Here is a 17,025-nt window from a genome sequence, read left to right on the forward strand (position 1 = left end):
TTATGATAGTGTGCGCAGCAAGTCAGAAAATACTCCAGACGCCGTAACATTGTTTCCGGCACCATAACCTCTTAATACAAGGGGAATTGGTTGATAATAATTAGTATAAAATGCTAGTGCATTTTCACCATTTTTAACTTTATACAATGGATCATTAATATTAACGTCTTCAAGTTTTATAAAACATTTTCCATCCCGTTCTATTGTCGCAATAAATCTTAGTACATTTCCTACATCACGTGCTTTATTAATTCTTTTTAAAAAATACGAATCTAATTCTTTTAGTTTTAATAAAAATATGTCAAAGTTTTTATATTGTTTAAATATTTCTGGTAATAAAGGTTCAATTTTAATATCTTTTAATTCTATATTATATCCCGATTCACGTGCCAAAATTAGTAATTTTCTAGCAACATCTATCCCGGATAGATCATCACAAGGATTGGGTTCCGTAAAACCTAATTCTTTAGCTTCTCTAGTAGCCTCTGATAATAAAATACCTTCTTCTAGTCTACCAAAAATAAAAGATAAAGAACCAGATAATATACCTTTAAAACGTAGCAAGGTATCACCTGTTCTAAATAGATTTTGTAGTGTTTCTATAACTGGTAATCCAGCTCCTACGTTAGTTTCATATAGAAATTTTTTATTTGTTTGAGAAATAGCACTTCTAATTTTTTTATAGTAAGTCCATTCACTAGTATTGGCTTTTTTATTTGAAGTGACTACATGAAAATCATGATAAAGAAAGTTTATATATTGATCTGATAATAGTTGATCAGATGTACAATCTACAATTACTGAATTTGAAAAACAATTTTTTTTGATTAAGTTGTTTAATATTTCATAATTGAATTCTTTACCTAATTTTTGAAAATTATTTTTCCAATTAGATAAATTAATAATTTCATTAAAAAATAGTATTTTTTTAGAATTAGCAATAGCACAAATTCTAATTTCTATGTTTTTTTTATCTAAAAATTCTTTTTGTCTTAATATTTGATTTAGTAGTGTAGTACCAACTCCACCTATTCCAATTAAAAAAACATGAATAATTTTTTTATTGCAAAATAATCTGTTATGAACATTGCGAACAGCTTGTAAAATATTTTTCGTATCTATAACTAGTGAAATAGAATGTTCTGAAGATCCTTGTGCTATAGCAAGAATATTAATTTTTGATCTACCTAAAGAAGAAAAAATTTTTGATGCTATATTATGTTTTTTATAAATATTGGAGCCAACTACTGAAAGAATAGATAAACGATTTGTTATTCTAAAGGGGTTTAATAACGAATCTTTTAATTCCAATTGAAATTCTTTATTCAATAAATATAGAATTTTTTCAATTTTATTTTCTAAAACACAAAAATTAATTTTGTTTTCTGAAGATGATTGAGTAATTAATAATATTTTAATATTATCTCTTGATAATACAGTAAATATGCGTGGAATTATATTGCCTACATCTTTTATATAATATCCGGATATATTAAACATTGCTATATTATCAAGATGAGTGACACCTTTTAAAAATTTTTTTTCAGAATTATTTTTTTGACAAATTAAAGTTCCGATGGATTGAATATTTTCAGTATTCTTAATAAAACACGGAATATTAAATTGAGAAATGGGTTCTATAGTGCGAGGGTGTAAAACTTTAGCTCCAAAATAAGATAGTTCCATAGCTTCTTGATATGATATCGATTTTAATAAATGAGCATTAGAAACTTGTCTTGGATCACAAGTAAAAACTCCATCAACATCTGTCCAAATTTCACAGCAATTTGCATTTAAACAAGCAGCTAATACTGCAGCAGAATAGTCAGAACCATTACGTCCTAACACTACTAATTCTTTTTCTTCGTTACCACAAATAAAACCAGCCATTAAAATAATAGAATCTTTATCAAAATGTATATTATTAATGCGTTTTTTAGATGCGGATATATCAACACTAGAATCTAGGTAATTGTCACCTATGGATAAAAAAGTTTCAACGGGATTAATAACAGTAACTTTATGATTTTTTGATTGTAAAATACTTTTCATTATAAAAACTGAAAGTATTTCTCCACGAGAAATTATAATGGCACGGATACTATCCGGACATTGTTTTAATAATGCTATTCCATGTACTATATTTTTCAATTCATCAAACTCTGTTTTTATTTTTTTTTCTATTTTTTGATAAGGAAAATTAGATTGTATATTTGAAAGATCGTTTATTAATTGAATGAATATAGTTTCTGCAATTTTTATTGTTTCTAAAATTTCATCGTTTTTAATTGTTTTTTCTATAATAGTAACTAAATAATTAGTAATTTTAGCAGGTGCAGAAAGTACTACTGCAATTTGATCAGTTTGAATATTTTTTTCTATAATATTTGATACGTGCAAAAATTTTTCTGCATTAGCTAGTGAAGTACCACCAAACTTTAATAGTTTCATACTTTATAATTCCTCATATTTATGTCATAAAAAACCCGCCCTAAGTTTATGAGCGGGTTTTTTTAAAAAAAATAATTTTTGCCCACATCATGACTAGTTATAATAATTAGAATAGCTATTCTAGTGAAGAGGCTATAAATAGACATTAATATTTTTTATCAAAATACTTTAAAGTAATAATTTTGTTGATTTTATCATAAATTAGGTATATTTATATTTCTCAAAATGATTATTAATTTTCAATCAATTAATTTTTATAACATAATGATCATTATTAGTGCAATAGCAAAAAAAATAAATATTTTTTTTATTGTATATTAGAATGTAGTTCTTAACTATACTGTATATTTTTAAAAAAGATCAGTTTATTATTTTAAATTTTAATATTGTTTAATTAACATGAAGCATCTAGATAATATTATGAATCATACTATTAAAGCTATCATTTCTGAACAAGAACTTGATACCCGTGTTCGAGAATTAGGTCAAGAAATTACTCAAAAATATAAAAACAGTAAAAATAAAATGATATTAGTTGCTTTACTACGTGGTTCTTTTGTTTTTATAGCAGATTTATGTCGTAGAATTGAAATTAAACATGAAGTAGATTTTATGACTACTTCGAGTTATGGAAGGGGTATAATATCTAGTGGTGATGTAAAAATTATAAAAGATTTAGATGTAGATATTTATAATAAAAATGTTTTAATCGTAGAAGATATCATTGATTCAGGGAAAACCTTAAGTAAGGTATTGGGGATTTTAAAACTTAGAAACCCAAAGTCATTATCAATTTGTACTCTTCTAGATAAACCAGAGTGTCGTGAAGTTGATATTAGTGTTGATTTTATAGGATTTTCTATTTCAGATGATTTTTTTATAGTAGGTTATGGTATTGATTATGCTCAATCTTATCGATATTTACCATATATAGGAAAAGTGATTTTTAAGAAATAAAATGTTTTATATGGTTGAAAATATTTTTTTATTATCAAGTAAACGAGTTTTTCCTAACCATACAGATGCAATAAGAATTATGTTTTTACTATTTTTAGATGGAGTTTTTAATGTACGACAATCATATATATTAAATATGTCAATAGAAAATCCTTTTTTTATTAATAAATTTTTAGATAAATTAATAATTTCTTGTCTAATACTATTATCTTCTTTAATCAGGTTTTCACATGTTTTTTTTATAATTTTATATAAATAAGGTGCTATTTTCTTTTCTTTAGAATTTAAATTGTTATTTCTTGAACTTAGAGCAAGTCCATTTTTTAGTCTTATTGTAGGTAAACTGATTATTTGTATCATATAATTTAATTCTTTCACAAGAATTTTGATTATTAATAGTTGTTGATAATCTTTTTCTCCAAAAAAAGAAAAATCTGGTTGTATTAAGTTAAATAATTTCGAAATAATTGTTGTAACACCTTTAAAATGTCCAGGTCTTGCTGCTCCTTCTAAAATATTGGATAATTTTGGTACTTCAACAAATGTTTGATTTTTTATATCGTTCGGATAAATATCATTAATATTAGGAGAAAAAACAATATCTACATTATATTGTTTTAATATTTCACAATCTTCCTTGAAAGTTCTAGGGTATTTTTTTAGATCCAATAAGCAATTAAATTGCATTGGATTAACAAAAATACTTACTATGACGATATCTGAATATTTTTGTGCTAATAAAATTAGTTTTATATGGCCATCATGTAAATTCCCCATTGTTGGTACTAGCCCTATTTTTTTATCAGTTTTTTTGATAAGTATTATTTCTTTTCGTAAAATATGAATTTTGTTAATTATATACACCATCACTCCAATAATTTTAAAAACAATGTTTCATGTGAGGATAAATACCTTGTTTAACCTCATTTATGTATTTTTGAACAGCTTCTTGAATACTATTGCTTTCAGCAAGAAAGTTTTTTACAAAAGTGGGTTTTTCTCCTTCGGTAATACCCAATAAATCTTGCATAACAAGAATTTGTCCATCAGTGTATTTACCTGCTCCTATTCCAATAACTGGAATAGATAAATTTTCAGTTATTTTTTTTGCTAATTTTTCTGGGATACATTCTACTACAAGCATTTTAATCCCGGCTTCTTCTAATAACAATGCTTCATCTATTAATTTATTTGCTTCATTATCATTCTTTCCTTGAATTTTGTAACCGCTTAAATAATTAACAGATTGAGGCGTCAAACCTATATGACCACACACTAGTATAGATCTGCTAGATAATTCTTTAATAATGGGAATCAACCATTTACCACCTTCTAATTTTACCATATTTGCACCAGATCTCATAACTTTTGCTGTATTTTTAAGCGTTGTTATAGTGTCAAAATAAGACATAAAAGGTAAATCAGATACTAAAAAGGTATTTGGAGCTCCTTTTCTAACTGATTTAGTGTGATATTCAATATCTTTAATTTTTACTGGTATTGTAGAGCTATGACCTTGTATAGTCATACCAAGAGAATCCCCTACAAGAATAACAGGAATACCTTGATTGAAAAATAGTCTAGCAAAGCTAAAATCATAAGCTGTAATAGCTGCGATTTTTTTTTTGTTTTTTTTCCAATCTTCTAATTGAGCAATAGTTATATCTGGCATATTTACCTCAAGTAATTTTACTATTAAAATAATATATTAAAATAAGAAAGGATACTCGAAGTAATTTTTTTGAATTCATCGAATATCCTTATTTAAGAATTTTAATCTATAAAACTAACCAGTCATTTGTTTTTCTCTAATTTCTGCTAACGTTTTACAATCAATACAGAGATTAGCAGTAGGTCTAGCTTCTAGACGACGAATCCCAATTTCAATCCCACAAGAATTACAGTAACCAAATTTTTTTTCTTGAATTTTTTTTAAAGTTATTTCAATTTTTTTAATTAATTTACGACTTCTATCACGATTTCTTAATTCTAAACTAAATTCCTCTTCTTGAGTGGCTCTATCAATAGGATCTGGAAAATTAGTAGCTTTCTCTTGCATATAGAGTAAAGTATGATTGATTTCATTTTTTAATTGATTCTTCCATGTCTTGAGAATTTTGTGAAAATGTAATATTTGATCGTGATTCATGTATTTTTCATCTATTTTCTTTTGATAAGGTTTTAGACCGGCAATAGCAAGAACGTTTAAAGATGAAGTTTTTTTATTTTTTTCCTTTTCCATATATATCTCCAAAATCACATTATGTCTAAATCTTTAATAAAAAGACATTTATTATGTTTTTGTATAATTGTAAATTTAGAAAAATATTTTAAGATAAATTATATTAATATTTTTAAAAAATTTTTATACTTAAATAAAAAATTTTAGATAATTTTTATCAAGAATAATTTATATATATATATATATCATATATGTGATGTTTTTTTATTTCAAACACAAGGCAATTATTATAGTAAATAATTTTAACATAAACTATAGTTAAATATATTTTTTATCAATATCTACAATAGGATTCTTATGAAATGGTAAAAAAAGACATTAAAAGATTTGCTTTAGGAATTGAATACGATGGAAGTTTTTATCATGGATGGCAACGTCAAAAAAAAGTACCTAGTATTCAAGAGGAAATAGAAAAAGCTTTATCTATAATTGCAAATCATAGTATTAATATAACATGTGCAGGTCGAACTGATGCTGGAGTGCATAGTATAGGACAAGTAGTTCATTTTAATACTACAGCAGTACGAACAAAATTATCTTGGACAATGGGAACTAATAGTTATTTGTCTCAATATATTTCTGTAATATGGGTAAAAAAAGTTCCGCAATCTTTTCATGCTCGATACAGCGCTATAGCTCGTTCTTATCGTTATATTATATATAATAATAGTATTCGTTCTGCTATTTTTCAGAACAAAACAAATCATGTTTATAAAAAATTAGACGTGAGTAAAATGCAATTTGAAGCTCAATTTCTATTAGGAGAACATGATTTTACATCCTTTCGAGCGCTTGGTTGTCAATCTCATTCTCCTTGGAGAAAAATTACAAAATTGAATATTTTTCGTTTCAAGCATTGGGTAATAATTGATATTGTTGCTAACTCTTTTTTACATCATATGGTCAGAAATATTGTTGGATCTTTAATTGAAATTGGGGTTTCTAAAAAAAAAGAATTTTGGATTCAAGAATTATTACAAAAAAAAGATAGAAATTATGCAGGGGCTACTGCTCCAGCTAAAGGTTTGTATTTAATATTTGTAGAATATCCCTTGCACTTTAATTTACCTAATAAAAATATAGTTCTTTTTTCAAAAAACAGTAAAAATTAAATTGTTTTTTATAAGTCAAATTGATTAAAAAAATTATAGGTTTTTAAATATATATAAACATAAAAAACAATATTTATAAAAATATTTTTTTAATTCTTTTTTATAGACTTTATTTATATATTAAGATAGATCAGTTAATTGATGGTAAAGTATGCAATTTTCCTACTTCAATATATAGACGTATAATAAACTTAGAACTAGGTAATTTGTATTCCCCGAAAAAAATGTCAAGACTTTTAGAAAATACAATGTGTAAAAAATTAGATACTATCATGTTAATTAGAGAATCTAATATAAAAGATAATAGTATAGAGTTTGCAGGACGTTCTTTTGATTTTTCTGATATTAAAGAAAGTGAATTTTATACACGATTATTTTTTAAGAAAAATATTTTAAGAGAAATTAAAAATATTGAAAATAATCGCAATTTTAGTTTTTTTCGTTTAAAACCTAAATTAATTACTATATTAAAATCTCCTGAAGGAAAAAACGTTTGTTTGTTTTTCGTAATAGATATTCAGAAATTTTAGTCAAAACACTATTAGCAATTGAAGACAAGTATTTTTATCAACATAATGGTATTAATATATCTTCTATATGTAGAGATTTTTTAAAAAATATAATAGCTGGTCGCACAATTCAAGGTGGGAGTATCCTTGCTCAGCAATTAGTAAAAAATCTTTTTTTAACACAGACTTGTTCAATTTTAAGAAAAATTTATGAAATATACATCGCTTTAATTTTGAATTGGTTTTATATAAAAGATCGTATTCTAGAATTATATTTAAATGAAGTTTATTTAAGACAAGATAGTAATAAACAAACTCGAGGATTTCCACTTGCTAGTATTTATTATTTTTGTCGACCAATAGATGAATTAAATTTAGAACAATACGCTTTATTAGTTAGAATGGTAAAGGGAGCGTTTTTATATAATTCTTGGACATATCCTATAACTGCATTAAAAAGAAGAAATATAGTTTTATGGTCACTATACCATCAAAAATATATTACAGAAAAAACATATCAAGATTTATACAATTGTTTTTTAAATATACTACCCAAAGGTAATTTTATTACATCTCATCCTTCCTTTGTAGAACTTGTATGTAAAGAATTAAAAAAAATAGTTAGTAATAAAATGAAATACTTTTCAGGTATAAAGGTATTTACAACTCTTAATCCTATCTCAGAAAAATCAGTAGAAAAAGCTGTAGAAATAAGTATATCTATATCAAAAAAACAAAAAATATTTAGAAATTTCTATGATAGTAGTAGATAGATCTACTGGGGAGATTCGAGCTCTTATTGGAAGTGCTAAAACTAAATTTAATAGTGATAATCGTTCTTTAAAAGTTTGTCGTTCTATTGATTCTTTATCTAAACCAGTAACATATTTAACTGCTTTATCACAACCAAATCAATATTATTTAAATACGTGGATTTCTGATGAACCTATTTCAACTAAATTAAATAATGGTAAATATTGGATAACTCAGAATAACAATTATCATTTTAGCGGAAAAGCAGTGTTATTAGATTCTTCAATGCAATTAATTAATATATCAACAGTTAATTTAAGCATGAAAATAGGTATAAAAAAACTAGTTAATATTTGGAAACATTTCGATATATATAAAAATCAGCTTGCTCTTTTTCTATCAATCTCTTTAGGAGATATTAATTTAATACAGATTAAAACGGTAGAAGTATTTCAAACTATTGCTAGCAGTGGTTATAAAACATTATTAAAGTCAGTTAGATCAATGGTTTCTAATAAAGGTAAGATTTTGCATCAAAACGTGCCTCAATCACAATATTTAGAATCCCTAAAAGCTTCTTATTTCACATTATATGTCATGTAAAAACTAGTAAATTGTGGAATAGTAAAATCATTAGGAGAAATTTTTAAAAATTTTTATTTGGCTAGCAAGATTGGCACAATAAATAATTTAGTTAATAATTGGTTCGTAGGTATTGATAGTAAACAAATTATTATTATTTGGATAGGAAGAGATAGTAATCAAACAACTAAGTTATACACTGCTTCTGGTGCCATGCAAATATATCGAAGATATCTTGAATGTAATAATCCTACACCGCTATTATTAATGCCTCCAAAAAATATTAATATATTTTATGCCGATAAAGTAGGAAGATTATTTTGTGAAAAAACGATAAATATAATCGAGTATTACTAAAATAGTCTATAAAAAATCAAAAAATTTGCAATTATATTAGATTACGGAGATATAATTTAGCATTACTTAAAAAAAATAAAAAAGCTTTTTTATTTTGTTTGAGAAAAATTTTTAAAATAAAAAATTAATTTTAATTATATATTATTAAGACTAATTATAGAAAATTTGTTTTATATGAATTTTATATTTTGACATTTAAGATTAACCTAATAAAAATATATTCATAATATTTTATCAATTCATTCAAATAATATAAAAATTTTAAATGTGAGAATTATACTATGTTAATTAAATTTTTAACTAAAATATTTGGCAATCGTAATAGTCGTATTTTAAATAATCTAAAAAAAATAGTGTGTTCTATTAACCAATTAGAAGAACGTTTTGAACAATTATCAGATAAAAATTTAAAGGAACAAAAAAACCTTTTTCGTTCAAGATTGAGAAATGGTGAAACTTTAGATAATTTATTACCAGAAGCTTTTGCCACAGTTAGAGAAGCAAGTAAACGTGTTTTTAGCATGCGTCATTTTGATGTTCAAATTCTAGGGGGGATAGTTTTAAACAAACAATGTATTGCAGAAATGCGTACAGGTGAAGGAAAAACCTTAACATCGACTTTACCGGCTTATTTGAATGCATTAAGTGGAAAAGGTGTTCATATAGTAACTATGAATGATTATTTAGCTCGTAGAGATGCAGAGAAAAATACTCCATTGTTTGAATTTCTTGGTTTAACAGTAGGTTTAAATTTACCGGAAATGTCTTTTTTATCTAAACAAGAAGCTTATTTGGCTGATATTACTTATGGTACAAACAACGAATATGGATTTGATTATTTACGTGATAACATGGTTTCTTCTCCTAAAGAAAGAGTTCAAAGAGAATTAAATTATGCTCTAGTAGATGAAGTAGATTCTATTTTAATCGATGAAGCCAGAACACCTTTAATTATTTCAGGACCTTCAGAAGATAGTTCTGAATTATATAAAGAAATTAATAAAATTGTTCCGTTTTTAATTTCCCAAAAAAAAGAAGATTCAGATGTTTTTCGTGGAACAGGACATTTTTCTATTGATGAAAAATCTAAACAGGTGTATTTAACAGAAAGAGGATTGATTACAGTTGAAAAAATATTGTTTGATAAAAAATTAATGAATACAGGAGAATCTTTATATTCTTCAAATAACATTATTTTAATGCATCATATTCTATCCGCTCTTCGTGCTCACACTTTGTTTATGCGAGATGTGGATTATATTGTTAAGGATAATAGTGTAATTATTGTTGATGAACACACAGGTCGAACTATGCCCGGACGGAGATGGTCTGATGGATTACACCAAGCCATTGAAGCAAAAGAGAATGTTACAATAAAAAATGAAAATCAAACGCTAGCATCTATTACTTTTCAAAATTATTTTCGTTTATATAACAAAATAGCAGGTATGACAGGTACTGCTATAACTGAATCATTTGAATTTAGTTCTATCTACAACCTTGATACTGTTGTAATCCCAACAAATAGACCAATGATCCGAAAGGATATGTCTGATTTAGTATATATTACTAAAAAAGAAAAATTTAATGCTATTATCAAAGATATACAAGAATGTCTAAAATTAAATCAACCCGTTTTAGTTGGTACAGTTTCTATTGAAAAATCAGAGATCATTTCGAAAAAATTAGTACAATTAAATATTAATCATAGTGTTTTAAATGCTAAATTTCATGCTAAAGAAGCTGAAATTATAGCCCAGGCAGGAAAGTCTCGATCAATTACAATTGCGACTAATATGGCCGGTCGTGGTACAGATATAGTATTGGGTGGTAACTTAGAGGTAGAATTAAATAGAAGTAAAAATTTAACTTTAAAAGAACTCGAAAAAATTAAAAAAAAATGGCAAAAAGAACATGATTTTGTCGTTTCTATTGGAGGATTACACATAATTGGTACTGAACGTCATGAATCACGTCGTATTGATAATCAATTGAGAGGACGTGCCGGTCGTCAAGGAGATAGCGGTTCTTCACGTTTTTATCTTTCGATGGAAGATTCTTTAATGCGAATTTTTGCCTCTGATAAAATAATCAATATCATGAGGAAATTAGGACTTTCTTCAAATCAAGCGATTGAGCATCCTTGGGTAACAAAAGCTATAGAAAACGCTCAAAAAAAAGTAGAAAATCGAAACTTTGATATTAGAAAACAGTTATTAGAATATGATGACGTTATTGATGAACAGCGTCGTGCAATTTATTTTCAAAGAAATAAAATACTTGATGCAAAAAATATTAAAATAATCATTGATGAAATATTAAAAGATGTTGTAACAAAAACTATTTTGTTATATATACCTAAGGGTACAATCAAAGATAAGTGGAATATTATTGATTTAGAAAAAAAATTAAATCTTGATTTTTATTTAAACATACCTATTTTACATTGGTTAAACAAAGAACCTAATTTAAAGGATACAGAACTTATAAAAAAAATTATTAAGTTCACAGAAATTAATTATGAAAGTAAAGAACGTTTGATTGGTGTAAATAACATGCGGGTAATTGAAAAATCAATTATGTTGCAAACATTAGATTCTCTATGGAAAGAACATTTATCTTCTATAGACTATTTAAGACAAGGTATTCATTTAAGAGGTTATGCTCAAAAAGATCCTAAACAAGAATATAAACGAGAATCTTTTAATATGTTTTCTAACATGTTAGAATTACTGAAATATGAAGTGATATCATTCCTGAGTAAGATTAATTTATCTTATGCAAAAAAATATATAGATTTTAATAAAAACTCAATACTTGCACATAGTAATATTAAAATAAGTCGGAATCAAGTTTGTATATGTGGTTCAGGAAAAAAATACAAGCACTGTCATGGTAGTTTCTAACAAGTTTTTATTAGGAGTTGTTTTCATGAATTATAAAGCAGCTATTGGGATTCTAATAAAAAAAAATGAAGTTTATATCACTAGAGGAAAATATAAAACAAATACATGGGAATTTCCAGGTGGAAAGGTTAAAAAAAATGAAACCATAGTAGAAGCATTGAAAAGAGAATTATTAGAAGAAGTTGGGATTATAGTCTTAAAATGTATATTTTTCAAATATGTTGAACATATTGATTGTAATAAAAAAATAAAATTATATTTTTTTTTGATAAAAAAATGGAAAGGTCGACCTTATAGCAAAGAGGGATATTTTTATGTTTGGAAATTTTTATATGATTTGAAATCATCCGACTTTCCATCTGCGAATTTAAATATTATAAATGATCTTAAAAAGATCAGTTTAAAAATGTGAGTTTTAGGAAAATTTTAAAATGAAAAATGAATTAAACATAGAGTTTATATTAATAAAATTTTGTTAAATAGTTCTTTTTCATATTCTTTATTTTTTTCTTTTGATGTTCTTTTGCTAAAAATGAATAAAAAATATTGAAATAATGAACGTATAAATCTATTTTTTTTATTTCTTTTTTATTATAAATGATATCATCTGATATAGAAATTCTTTTTTCTCTAGTGGCTTGTAATGTAATAATCTTGCTAGCTTCTTCGAAGTTAATTTGATCTCTTTTGATGATTCTTTGAATTTGATTTTTTACAGGTGTATCAATTAGAAGAATACGATTTGCGTGTTTTTCTAATTTTTTTTCAACGAGTAATGGTACTACCCATATACACCAAGAAGATTTTATTAGTTTGATATGATTTATAGTTTCTTTGTGAATTTTAGGATGTAATAAATTTTCCAACCATAAACGGTATTCCCTGTTGTTAAAAATATATTTTCGCAGTAACGGTAGATTAATTGATTTGTCTATATTGAATATTTTTTCTCCAAATTTTTTTTTAATAGAAAATGATATTCGATCATCATACTTGATTATTTTTTTTGCGATTATATCACTATCAATAACATTAATACCTATTTTTTTGAAACCATTAGAAACAGTAGTTTTTCCACTACCAATGCCACCAGTAAGCGCTACAATATAAGTCATCATGTTTATTTTTTATACTATTTTTTCAGTAATATTTCAATGAAATATAAAATACTATTTTTTTGAATTTCTATATCTGTATTATATATTTAAAACAGGATAATAACTTCATGCGAATTGAAGAAGACATTAAATTAGGTTTTAAAGATGTATTAATTAGACCAAAACGTTCTACATTAAAAAGTCGTTCTCAAGTTGATCTTATTCGTAGTTTTTCTTTTAAACATTCTTCTAGTTTTTGGTCTGGCATTCCTATTATTGCAGCAAACATGGATACAATAGGAACATTTCGAATGGTACAGTCTTTATCAACATTTAATATACTTACAGCAGTTCATAAATATTATTCTTTTCAAGAATGGAAAAGTTTTATTAATTCATCTTCTCAAGATGTATTAAATCATGTAATTGTATCAATTGGAACTTCTAATGCAGATTTTTTGAAGATTAAAAAGATTTTTTCATTATCTTCTGATCTAAAATTTATTTGTATTGATGTTGCAAATGGTTATTCTGAACACGTTGTTTCTTTTTTAAAGTCAGTAAGATTTTTTTTTCCAGACAAAATCATTTGTACTGGTAATGTGGTAACCGGAGAAATGGTTGAGGAATTAATACTAGCCGGAGCAGATATAGTTAAAGTTGGTATTGGACCAGGATCAGTATGTACTACACGAGTTAAAACTGGAGTTGGTTATCCTCAACTGTCAGCTATCATAGAGTGTGCCGATGCAGCACATGGATTAGGTGGACAGATTATCAGTGATGGAGGATGCACCGTTTCAGGAGATATTGCAAAAGCTTTTGGGGGGGGAGCAGACTTTGTTATGTTAGGGGGGATGCTTTCAGGTCATAATGAGTGTGAAGGAGAGATAATAGAAGAAAAATCAAAAAAGTACATGTTGTTTTATGGAATGAGTTCTATTTCTGCAATGAATCGTTATACGGGGCACATTGCAAGGTATCGTGCATCTGAAGGAAAGACAGTTAAAATACCTTTTCGTGGAAGTATAGATGCCACTATACGTGATATTTTAGGGGGATTGCGTTCTTCATGTACGTATGTGGGAGCGGAAAAATTAAAAGAGTTAACTAAAAGAACTACATTTATTCGTGTGACTGAACAAGAAAACTGTATCTTTAATACCTTTAAATAATAGACAATTATTATATTTTTTTTGATAAAATCAATAAAATTAAGTATATATACTTAATTTTATTGATTTTTTTTAGATGTTTATGATTAATATTTTAATACTGACTATAATATATATATTTATTAAAAAATAAATAAATTATAAAAATTTTTTCAGGTTGAATGTTAATTTAATCATTAAATACTTATAATATATAAGGAATTTTTGCCATGTCAGAACGCTCATATGATGACGTGGATCCAATTGAAACTAGTGATTGGATGCAAGCTATTGAATCTGTTATTCTTAAAGAAGGTCGTGAAAGAGCTTATTTTTTAATCGAACAAATTTTAAAAAAATCTAAAATAAATAAAGTAGAATTTTTTAGGTGTTTTTTTTCTAGTGATTATATTAATACTATTTGCAGTGAAGATGAGGTTGAATATCCTGGAAATCTTGTTTTAGAAAAACGCATACGTTCAGCTATTCGTTGGAATGCTATAATGATGGTATTACGTGCGTCAAAAAAAAATCTAGAATTAGGGGGTCATTTATCATCTTTCCAATCATCTGCCACAATATACGAAGTTTGTTTTAATCATTTTTTTCGAGCTAGTAATAATCAAGATGGAGGTGATTTAGTTTATTTTCAAGGTCATATTTCTCCAGGTATTTATGCTAGATCTTTTTTGGAAGGGCGCTTATCTGAAGAACAGATTGATAATTTTAGACAAGAAGTTGATGGAAAAGGTTTATCTTCTTATCCTCATCCTAAATTAATGCCAAATTTTTGGCAGTTTCCGACTGTATCTATGGGTCTCGGTCCTCTTTGTGCTATTTACCAAGCAAAATTTTTAAAATATTTACAAAATAGAGAATTAAAAAATACTTCAAAACAAATAGTTTATGCTTTTTTAGGTGATGGTGAAATGGATGAACCCGAATCGAAAGGTGCAATTTCTATAGCTGTACGTGAAAAACTAGATAATTTAATATTTGTTATTAACTGTAATTTACAAAGATTAGATGGACCAGTAGTAGGAAATGGGAAAATTGTAAATGAATTAGAAAGCTTTTTTTATGGTGCGGGATGGAAAGTAATCAAAGTAATATGGGGAAGTAGATGGGATTATTTATTGAAAAAAGATAAAACTGGAAAATTAATTCAGTTGATGAATGAAACAATTGATGGTGATTATCAAACGTTTAAGTCTAAAGATGGTGCATATGTTCGTAAATATTTTTTTGGTAAATATCAAGAAACATTAGAATTAGTAAAAAATATGACAGATGAAGAAATATGGCAATTAAATAGAGGAGGACACGATCCAAAAAAAATGTTTAATGCTTTAAAAAAAGCAAAAGAAACAAAAGATAAACCTACAGTTATTTTGGCACACACCGTTAAAGGATACGGGATGGGGATTATTGCAGAAGGTAAAAATATTGCTCATCAAATAAAAAAAATTAACATTAATGGCATAATACATATTCGAGATCGTTTTAATATTCCTGTATCAGATGATGATATACACAAATTACCATATGTTACTTTTAAAAAAAATTCTGAAGAATATTGCTATATACATTCACAACGAAAAAAATTAGGTGGTTATATTCCTTTCCGGTTATCTAATTTTACTGATAAATTAACTTTACCGAAGTTAATAGATTTTAAATCACTTTTAGAAAAGCAAAGTAAAGAAATTTCTACAACTATGGCTTTTGTGCGTGTTTTAAATATAATTTTAAAAAATAATTCCATAAAAAGATTGATAGTTCCTATCATTGCAGATGAAGCGCGTACTTTTGGAATGGAAGGATTATTTAGAAAAATAGGCATTTATAGTTCTAGTGGTCAAAAATATATTCCTCAGGATCGAGAACAATTAGCATATTATAAAGAAGAAAAAAGTGGTCAAATATTACAAGAGGGAATCAATGAACTTGGTGCAGCTTCATCTTGGTTAGCTGCTGCTACATCCTATAGTACTAATAATTTTCCAATGATTCCTTTTTATATTTATTATTCAATATTTGGTTTTCAAAGAATAGGAGATTTATTTTGGGCGGCCGGTGATCAGCAAGCAAGAGGTTTTTTAATCGGGGGGACTTCTGGAAGAACTACTTTAAATGGTGAAGGATTACAGCATGAGGATGGACATAGTCATATACAATCTTTAACCGTTCCTAACTGTATATCTTATGATCCTTCTTTTGCATATGAGGTGGCTGTAATTATACAAGATGGATTGAGACGCATGTATGGTCCATCTCAAGAAAACATATATTATTATATTACTACAATTAATGAAAATTATCATATGCCTTCTATGCCTCAAGGTGTAGAAGAAGGTATTTGCAAAGGCATTTACAAATTAAAAACCTTGCATAGTTCTGGACCTAAAGTACAATTAATGGGTTCTGGTGCCATTTTACGTTCTATTTGTGAAGCAGCAGAAATTTTGCTAAAAGATTATTTTATTACAACAGATATATATAGTGTTACTTCTTTTACAGAGTTAGCTAGAAATGGTGAAGATTGTGAACGTTGGAATATGCTAAATCCTAATAAAAAAAATAAAATAGCATATATCAAACAAGTCATGAATAGCAATCCTGCTGTTGCTGCTACTGATTATATGAAATTATTTGCAGAACAAATTCGTCATTACATTCCATCGAAAGAATATTATGTATTAGGAACAGATGGTTTTGGTCGGTCAGATAGTCGTGATAAACTACGTAATCATTTTGAAGTAAGTGCTCATTATATTGTGATAGCCACTTTAAGCTTATTAGTAAAATTAAATCATATTAAGACAAAAGTAGTAGAAGATGCAATTATTAAATTTAATATAAATGTTGATAAAATTAATCCGCGCTTAGCTTGAGAGGTAAAAAA

General features: G+C 26.4%; 15 protein-coding genes. 10 read left to right on the forward strand and 5 right to left on the reverse strand.

Annotated elements, in window-relative coordinates; genetic code table 11:
* A complete protein-coding gene (gene thrA, locus D9V68_RS00985; protein ID WP_158357474.1) occupies nucleotides 1-2,451 on the reverse strand; it encodes a bifunctional aspartate kinase/homoserine dehydrogenase I in 2,451 nt (816 codons plus the stop codon).
* A 420-nt stretch (nucleotides 2,452-2,871) separates the two neighbouring features.
* Between thrA and hpt the strand changes: the two genes are divergently transcribed.
* On the forward strand, nucleotides 2,872-3,408 hold the full coding sequence (hpt, locus tag D9V68_RS00990) for a hypoxanthine phosphoribosyltransferase (protein WP_158357476.1): 537 nt from the start codon (nucleotides 2,872-2,874) through the stop codon (nucleotides 3,406-3,408).
* Between the two features lie 6 nt (nucleotides 3,409-3,414).
* Here the strand turns inward: hpt and panC are convergent, their stop codons facing one another.
* From panC to dksA, 3 genes are all read right to left on the reverse strand, one after another.
* Nucleotides 3,415-4,272 (reverse strand): pantoate--beta-alanine ligase, encoded by an 858-nt coding sequence (gene panC, locus D9V68_RS00995; protein ID WP_158358246.1) that lies wholly within the window; start codon nucleotides 4,270-4,272, stop codon nucleotides 3,415-3,417.
* A 16-nt stretch (nucleotides 4,273-4,288) separates the two neighbouring features.
* Entirely contained in the window at nucleotides 4,289-5,080 is a 792-nt protein-coding gene (panB, locus tag D9V68_RS01000; RefSeq protein WP_158357478.1) for a 3-methyl-2-oxobutanoate hydroxymethyltransferase, read from the reverse strand.
* A gap of 114 nt (nucleotides 5,081-5,194) precedes the next feature.
* The gene (gene dksA, locus D9V68_RS01005; protein WP_158357480.1) at nucleotides 5,195-5,650 is read right to left on the reverse strand and encodes an RNA polymerase-binding protein DksA; all 456 of its coding nucleotides are present in this window, start codon (nucleotides 5,648-5,650) and stop codon (nucleotides 5,195-5,197) included.
* 302 nt (nucleotides 5,651-5,952) lie between these two features.
* Between dksA and truA the strand changes: the two genes are divergently transcribed.
* From truA to D9V68_RS01025, 7 genes are all read left to right on the forward strand, one after another.
* Nucleotides 5,953-6,762 (forward strand): tRNA pseudouridine(38-40) synthase TruA, encoded by an 810-nt coding sequence (gene truA, locus D9V68_RS01010; protein ID WP_158357482.1) that lies wholly within the window; start codon nucleotides 5,953-5,955, stop codon nucleotides 6,760-6,762.
* A 248-nt stretch (nucleotides 6,763-7,010) separates the two neighbouring features.
* Entirely contained in the window at nucleotides 7,011-7,292 is a 282-nt protein-coding gene (locus D9V68_RS03190) for a hypothetical protein (protein ID WP_261979591.1), read from the forward strand.
* Complete coding sequence (locus D9V68_RS03195) at nucleotides 7,256-8,044, forward strand: transglycosylase domain-containing protein (RefSeq protein WP_261979592.1); 789 nt, start codon at nucleotides 7,256-7,258, stop codon at nucleotides 8,042-8,044. Before D9V68_RS03190 ends, D9V68_RS03195 begins: the two co-directional genes overlap by 37 nt.
* Nucleotides 8,028-8,627, forward strand: coding sequence for a hypothetical protein (locus D9V68_RS03200; protein WP_261979593.1), 600 nt, complete (start codon nucleotides 8,028-8,030; stop codon nucleotides 8,625-8,627). The genes D9V68_RS03195 and D9V68_RS03200 overlap by 17 nt, the downstream gene beginning before the upstream one ends.
* A gap of 57 nt (nucleotides 8,628-8,684) precedes the next feature.
* A complete protein-coding gene (locus tag D9V68_RS03205; protein WP_261979594.1) occupies nucleotides 8,685-8,963 on the forward strand; it encodes a hypothetical protein in 279 nt (92 codons plus the stop codon).
* Between the two features lie 281 nt (nucleotides 8,964-9,244).
* A complete protein-coding gene (secA, locus tag D9V68_RS01020; protein WP_158357484.1) occupies nucleotides 9,245-11,869 on the forward strand; it encodes a preprotein translocase subunit SecA in 2,625 nt (874 codons plus the stop codon).
* A 25-nt stretch (nucleotides 11,870-11,894) separates the two neighbouring features.
* On the forward strand, nucleotides 11,895-12,281 hold the full coding sequence (locus D9V68_RS01025) for an NUDIX domain-containing protein (protein WP_158357486.1): 387 nt from the start codon (nucleotides 11,895-11,897) through the stop codon (nucleotides 12,279-12,281).
* A gap of 49 nt (nucleotides 12,282-12,330) precedes the next feature.
* On the opposite strand, the gene coaE is transcribed toward D9V68_RS01025, so the two are convergent.
* Entirely contained in the window at nucleotides 12,331-12,984 is a 654-nt protein-coding gene (coaE, locus tag D9V68_RS01030) for a dephospho-CoA kinase (RefSeq protein ID WP_158358248.1), read from the reverse strand.
* A 110-nt stretch (nucleotides 12,985-13,094) separates the two neighbouring features.
* Here coaE and D9V68_RS01035 point away from each other — a divergent pair, with 110 nt between their 5' ends.
* Both D9V68_RS01035 and aceE read left to right on the forward strand, forming a co-directional pair.
* On the forward strand, nucleotides 13,095-14,141 hold the full coding sequence (locus tag D9V68_RS01035; protein WP_158357488.1) for a GMP reductase: 1,047 nt from the start codon (nucleotides 13,095-13,097) through the stop codon (nucleotides 14,139-14,141).
* A gap of 209 nt (nucleotides 14,142-14,350) precedes the next feature.
* Entirely contained in the window at nucleotides 14,351-17,014 is a 2,664-nt protein-coding gene (aceE, locus tag D9V68_RS01040; protein ID WP_158357490.1) for a pyruvate dehydrogenase (acetyl-transferring), homodimeric type, read from the forward strand.
* Nucleotides 17,015-17,025: the final 11 nt, after the last annotated feature.

The organism is Buchnera aphidicola (Hyperomyzus lactucae), assembly GCF_005081705.1.
GTDB classification, from domain to species: Bacteria; Pseudomonadota; Gammaproteobacteria; order Enterobacterales; family Enterobacteriaceae; genus Buchnera; species Buchnera aphidicola_Y.